Origin of the sequence: Pontibacillus marinus BH030004 = DSM 16465 (assembly GCF_000425225.1) — a bacterium.
Taxonomy (GTDB): domain Bacteria; phylum Bacillota; class Bacilli; order Bacillales; family BH030062; genus Pontibacillus; species Pontibacillus marinus.
This window is the reverse complement of sequence record NZ_AULJ01000053.1, coordinates 23,963-30,542: the sequence shown is the minus strand read 5'-3', so window position 1 is coordinate 30,542 and position 6,580 is coordinate 23,963. Positions and strand designations below refer to the sequence as shown.

The following is a 6,580-nucleotide window of genomic DNA, read 5'->3' as shown; positions in this document are numbered from 1 at the left end:
CATAATCGCGTGGAGGGAAGGAAACGGCAAACTGTCGTGGTAACAAAGGGAAGACGAGACCCCGCAGGCACGAGGAGGCTCGGCTTTTCTTCCACAACAGGCTTGCCGTTTCACTGACCGGAACAAATTACACAAAAGCAACGGACTCCTCTCAATTTCAAGTCTTCAACATAACTGCCATTTAATTGAATAAATCAGAAACAAGTCTATTCCTCAGGCATATCGCCCATACTATATCTAAAAAAGCCACCAGCTCCCAATGGGAACGATGGCTTTAAATTTTAAAGAATTTCATGATTACTTTGCATTCTGAACGCCTTCTTGAAGCGTTTCTAACATATCTTGCTTTTCGGACTCATCGGCATTTTTCCAAATAAGTTCAAAAAGCACACCAAGACCTGGGAGCATTTTTTCTTCACCGCTATCAATAGCGTCAAGAATTGTTGCTTCAAGCTGATCTTGGTCATTACCGGATACATTCGACAGAATCGCATTACGTAAATTTAGGTTCATTGTTCCACCTCTTTTCTCTAACATCCGTTAAGAATAGTTTGACCACCGCAAATCGAAATATGTATGATAGTAAAGGAAAAACAACGGACGGAACGAATGAAAAAGGAATGATTACTAATGATTACCTCCGTACAAAATAAAACCGTTAAAAGTTGGAGAAAACTCCAAAAAAAACGGGACCGAGAAAAAGAGCAAAGCTTTATGGTAGAAGGTTTTCACCTTGTGGAAGAAGCCGTTAACAGTTCATGGGACGTAAAAGAAATCATTGTACGAGAAGATGTAGATTTACCGAATGAATGGCAGTCGTACAAATGGTTTAGCGTAACTGATGAGGTGTTTAACGCTATAACCGAAACGGAACATCCACAAGGTGTAGCAGCCGTTATAAATATGAGAGAGCCTGAATGGGGAAATTTTTCAAGGGTTTTAGTACTTGATGCCATTCAAGATCCAGGTAATCTGGGTACTTTGATTCGAACGGCTGATGCGGCTGGTTTTGATGCGATCATTGCTGGCAAAGGAACGGTTGATCCTTACAATGACAAAGCGCTTCGTTCTACTCAAGGTTCCATCTTTCATATCCCTGTTTTTCAAGGTGATCTAAAAGAATGGTTACCTTATATCAAAGATAAAGGTTTATCAATCTGGGCAACGTCCTTAAAAAATGCCAATGAGTATCATACAGTAGAACCTACCTCCCCAGTAGCTCTACTTGTAGGAAACGAAGGAGCTGGTGTTCAGGAAGAGTACCTTCAGTTCGCTGATCAAAGTGTTACGATACCGATTTTTGGACAAGCTGAGTCCCTTAATGTAGCGATTGCTTCCGGAATTTTAATGTATTATTTACGGAACTAGGCTTGCATGATGGCTTTTGCTTTTCTATAATAAAACAATAACGACATAACAATAAGCGTTGAAAGAGCAAGTAAATGATTACCACCCAAACGAATGCAGGGAGGGAATGCCATGGACTGAAAGCATTTCTATCGTTGGAATCATTGAATTTCACTCTGGAGCTGACACGGGGACCTCATCAGGCATGAGTAATCGTGTTTCCGGATTTGAATTCCGTTATCAATGATGAAGTGGGCACTGCATACGTGTAGTGTCAACAAGGGTGGTACCGCGAAACGTACTTACAAGTCTCGTCCCTTTTTTAGGGATGGGACTTTTTTATATGTCAAAAAACTGAACTTATAAAAGGAGGATATACCAATGCAAGAACGGTTACAAGAACTGAAAGCCGATGCCTTAAAACAAGTTGAAGAAGCAAATGAAGTAAAAGCATTACAAGATGTTAAAGTACAATATCTGGGCAAAAAAGGTCCAATTACAGAAGTGCTTAAAGGGATGGGCAAACTTCCTAAAGAAGAACGCCCTGTCATTGGTCAACTTGCGAATGACGTTCGTGAAGAAATTGCAACCGCAATTGAGACAAAAAAGCAAAAGCTTGAAAATGAGGCTCTAGAAAAGCAACTTGAGGAAGAGACGATTGATGTTACGCTTCCAGGGCGTCCCGCACCAACTGGTGGACCACACCTGTTAACAAACCTTATTGAAGAAATTGAAGACCTGTTCATTGGAATGGGCTTTGAGGTAGCTGAAGGACCTGAAGTAGAAGCAGATTACTACAACTTTGAAGCACTAAATCTTCCAAAAGGTCACCCAGCACGCGATATGCAGGATTCCTTTTACATTACTGAGGAGATTCTAATGCGTACACACACTTCACCGGTGCAAGCTCGTACGATGGAAAAGCATGAAGGAAAAGGGCCCGTTAAAATCATTTGCCCTGGTAAAGTATATCGTCGTGATACAGATGACGCGACACACTCTCACCAGTTCACGCAAATTGAAGGACTTCTTGTTGATAAACATGTCCGCATGAGTGACTTAAAAGGCGTATTAAATGCGTTCGCTAAGCAAATGTTTGGGGAAGAACGTGAAATCCGCTTGCGTCCTAGCTTCTTCCCATTTACAGAGCCGTCTGTGGAAATGGATATCTCCTGTAAGATGTGTGGAGGAGAAGGTTGTTCTGTATGTAAGGGAACTGGCTGGATCGAGATTTTAGGTGCAGGTATGGTACACCCGAACGTACTCGAAATGGCAGGTTATGATCCGAAAGAATATACTGGATTTGCTTTTGGAATGGGACCTGAACGTATTGCGATGTTGAAATACGGTATCGATGATATTCGTCATTTCTACACAAATGATGTCCGATTCTTAAACCAATTCCATAAGGCGTAAGGAGGAGAAACCACAATGTTTGTATCATTAAATTGGCTAAAACAATACGTGGATCTTCAAGGATTAACTCCTGAAGATTTAGCAGAAAAAATTACAAAAACGGGTATTGAAGTTGAAGGTGTCGAGCCTTTTGGTGAACCGATTGAACACCTCGTTGTCGGTTATGTGAAAGAGTGCGCTCAGCACCCAAATGCAGATAAATTAAACCTATGTCAGGTTGATGTGGGGGACGAAACGCTACAGATCGTGTGTGGTGCTCCAAACGTTGCACAGGGTCAAAAAGTAGCAGTTGCGAAACCTGGAGCTGTTTTACCTGGCAATTTCAAAATTAAAAAGGCGAAGCTGCGCGGGGAAGAATCAAGCGGTATGATTTGTTCTCTTCAAGAGCTTGGCATTGATTCGAAATATGTTCCAAAAGAATATGAAGATGGAATTTTCGTATTTCCTGAAGATACAGATGCTGAAGTAGGAGCAGATGCAACATCTCTATTAAATCTTGATGATGTGATTTTAGAGCTGGGTCTAACACCTAACCGTTCCGACGCTTTAAGCATGTTAGGTGTAGCTTATGAAGTTGCAGCTATGCTAGACACAGACGTTAAACTTCCAAATGAAGATGTTCAAATCACGGATCAGAAAGCTAGCGAGGAAGTATCTGTTAAGGTAGATGCGACTGACTTAAATCCTTATTATGGTGCAATGGTTATTCGTAACATTGAGGTTGGCCCATCGCCATTATGGATGCGTAACCGCCTTGTAGCGTCAGGCATTCGTCCGATCAATAACGTCGTCGACATCACAAACTACGTATTACTTGAATATGGTCAGCCATTACACGCATTCGACTATGATCGTTTTGGCAGTAAAGAGGTTGTTGTTCGTCGAGCACAAGAAGGTGAGACGATCAAAACGTTAGACGATGAAGAACGTACACTTTCTTCAGATCATCTTGTCATTACCAATGGTAAAGACCCCGTAGCGATTGCTGGGGTTATGGGTGGAGCTGACTCTGAGGTACATGAAGGTACTACATCTGTTCTGTTAGAAGCAGCTTACTTCGATCCACAAACCGTAAGAAAAGCTTCGAAAGATCACGGTTTACGTAGTGAGTCATCTGTCCGTTTTGAAAAAGCTGTAGACCCAGATCGCGTGAAACGTGCTGGTTTACGTGCTGCACAACTGCTTTCTCAATATGCAAATGGTGAGGTTCTTGAAGGTGTAGTGGATCATGACGAACTTTCTTATGAGGAAGCAGTCGTTACAATTACAACATCCCGTATGAACCATGTACTTGGAACAAATATGACGGATGAACATATTCAAGATATTCTTCGTAAGCTAGGTTTTTCTTATAACCAAAATGGAGAAGAGTTTGAAGTGAGCATTCCAACTCGTCGTGGCGATATTACGATCTTTGAAGATATGGTAGAAGAAATCGGGCGTATGTATGGTTATGATGATATTCCATTCACTATGCCTGGTGGAGAAGGTAATGCAGGAGGGTTAACGAAGCACCAGTCCCTTCGTAGAAAAGTTCGTCATTACCTTGAAGGTGCAGGATTATCTGAAGCCATTACGTACTCATTAACGACTGAAGAACGTGCTCAAATGCTCATCAGTCCTGATGTGAAAACGGAGGATTTACGTCCAGTTCATTTGGCGATGCCTATGAGTGAAGAGCACAGTCACTTACGCTTAAGCATGGTACCAGAGCTTTTAGCTTCTGCTTCTTATAACATTGCTCGTAAGCAACAAGACGTTGCCTTTTATGAAATTGGATCGATTTATGTATCAGAGGAATCCATCTTAACGAAGCAACCAAACGAAGAAGAGCGTCTTTCTGGTGTACTTACAGGGAGCTGGGTATCTCATCCATGGCAACAAGAAAAGAAAAACGTTGACTTCTACGTGCTAAAAGGAATTTTAGAAGGCTTATTCGACCTATTAGATCTTGAGTCTGAGATCACTTATAAGCAAGCAAAAGTAGAAGGTATGCATCCAGGCCGTACAGCTATAATTGAACTGAATGGAAAAGCAATCGGTCATCTAGGTCAACTTCATCCAGCATTACAAAAAGAATATGACCTAAAAGAAACGTATGTGTATGATGTTGATTTAGAAGCACTATTCGCAGCTGTATCAGACGAAGAATCGTACACACCAATTCCTCGTCATCCATCCGTAAGTCGTGACATCGCGCTTGTTGTAGATAACGATGTGAAAGCGGGAGACCTACGCAAGTCTATTCTTGAAGCAGGTCAACCACTTGTACAGCACGCTTTAGTATTCGACCTCTACCAAGGCGAACATCTACCAGAAGGTAAGAAGTCGTTAGCATTCAGCCTTCGTTATCTTGATCCGACACGTACTCTAACGGATGAAGAGGTAGAAGAAGCACACAATGCAATTCTAGAAAAAGTTAAAGCAGACTATAATGCTGAATTAAGAGGTTAACTAGTTGAAATCCCGTCCACGATTGAGTTTGTGGGCGGGATTTTTATAAATCGCCTGCATTTGCAGTCAATCGCTCGAATTCGACAGTTTATCGCTCGTACATTGGCTACTACCCCCTGAACACTCCGGCTCATCTCCTGAAAATAGCCTACGAGTGCCCGTATCCTCTTGAAAACCGCCTGAATATCATTTCATTATAAAAACGCTAGCCCCAAATGGACTAGCGTTTCATATAATTTAAAGCTTTTTCAGTTGTAGCAAAATGGACCTTCGCGTACTGTCCTATTGCATCAGTACCCTCTTTTTCCATAAGTCTTGCAGCTGTTTGGTCTACCTTCTTAGAAGCACCTTTAGGAAGTTCCATACCGGCTTTTTCAGAAAGTTTATCCATCTGCATCACAAATTGAGTACGTGCAATGATAGAAGCTGCAGCTACAGCAATAGAGTAGGATTCAGCTTTTTTCAAGAAGTACACGTTCTCTTGAAGTGTTTGATTCTCTGTTCGAAGATGTTTTTTATACACATTCGGTTCGGCAAATTGGTCAATGATCCATCCCTCAGGCTTTGTTGGGGAGATTTTTTTGAGTAGTTTATTATAAGCTGTGTGGTGAAGCATCGCTTTCATTTTTCCTTGGGACCAACCTTTTTGTTGCCACTCATTATATTTCTCGTTATTTAACGTAACTAAAGAATACGGAATCCCCATCTTAACGATACGCTGAGCAATTTGTTGAATTTGAGGATCATTTAAATCCTTTGAGTCACGCACACCGATCCGTTTTAATTCATCAATTTGGTCTTCTTTCACATATGCGCAGGCGACTGTAATGGGACCAAAATAATCTCCTGTACCTGCTTCATCAGATCCTACGTGTGAGGATTTGTATAAAGACTTAGGTGGAGCATAAGGAGAAGAGGTAGGAGCTGGTTTCTTTTTAGTTGAACCACCTGAAGCGGATGAATTGCTCCCCCATTTTCCTGATTCTTCGAAGTGACGAGGCCCTTGGAATAACACTTTACCAGATTTATAGGCAGTGATGGAACAGCCTTCAACTTTTGCTGAGAAGATAGCTCCTTGTGGAACTTTTGCCTTTAACTGTGGTTTATAGTAATCTTTCATATTGTAGATGTTGTTTTGTGGAAGTTGTAATACGGTTTGTGACATAGACTGAACTCCTTTTAAACGATGTTCTCTTGCAGCTTCCAGTGAAAGAATGGAGCTTAAACACGATCGTTTTACATGTAATCTACAGTATATCAGAAATACGTTTGAAGCTGAACATGAAGAGGAATACATAACAATGCTTTCTTTATATAACTTCTTCATGTTAATATTAAGTTTAGGATTCTATTGTGAATGAGG

5 protein-coding genes are annotated in these 6,580 nt (G+C 41.2%); 3 read left to right on the top strand and 2 right to left on the bottom strand.

Translation table 11 applies throughout. From position 1 onward, the window contains the following. Window positions 1-297: 297 nt before the first annotated feature. Entirely contained in the window at window positions 298-513 is a 216-nt protein-coding gene (gene sspI, locus H514_RS0112265; RefSeq protein WP_027447230.1) for a small acid-soluble spore protein SspI, read from the bottom strand. Window positions 514-630: 117 nt separating this feature from the next. Between sspI and H514_RS0112260 the strand changes: the two genes are divergently transcribed. From H514_RS0112260 to pheT, 3 genes are all read left to right on the top strand, one after another. After that, on the top strand, window positions 631-1,368 hold the full coding sequence (locus H514_RS0112260) for a TrmH family RNA methyltransferase (RefSeq protein WP_027447229.1): 738 nt from the start codon (window positions 631-633) through the stop codon (window positions 1,366-1,368). A 360-nt stretch (window positions 1,369-1,728) separates the two neighbouring features. Next, entirely contained in the window at window positions 1,729-2,763 is a 1,035-nt protein-coding gene (pheS, locus tag H514_RS0112250; RefSeq protein WP_027447228.1) for a phenylalanine--tRNA ligase subunit alpha, read from the top strand. Between the two features lie 15 nt (window positions 2,764-2,778). Then, window positions 2,779-5,217 (top strand): phenylalanine--tRNA ligase subunit beta, encoded by a 2,439-nt coding sequence (gene pheT / locus H514_RS0112245; protein WP_027447227.1) that lies wholly within the window; start codon window positions 2,779-2,781, stop codon window positions 5,215-5,217. Between the two features lie 220 nt (window positions 5,218-5,437). Here the strand turns inward: pheT and rnhC are convergent, their stop codons facing one another. Beyond that, window positions 5,438-6,382, bottom strand: a complete 945-nt coding sequence (gene rnhC / locus H514_RS0112240; protein WP_027447226.1) for a ribonuclease HIII — start codon at window positions 6,380-6,382, stop codon at window positions 5,438-5,440. Window positions 6,383-6,580: the final 198 nt, after the last annotated feature.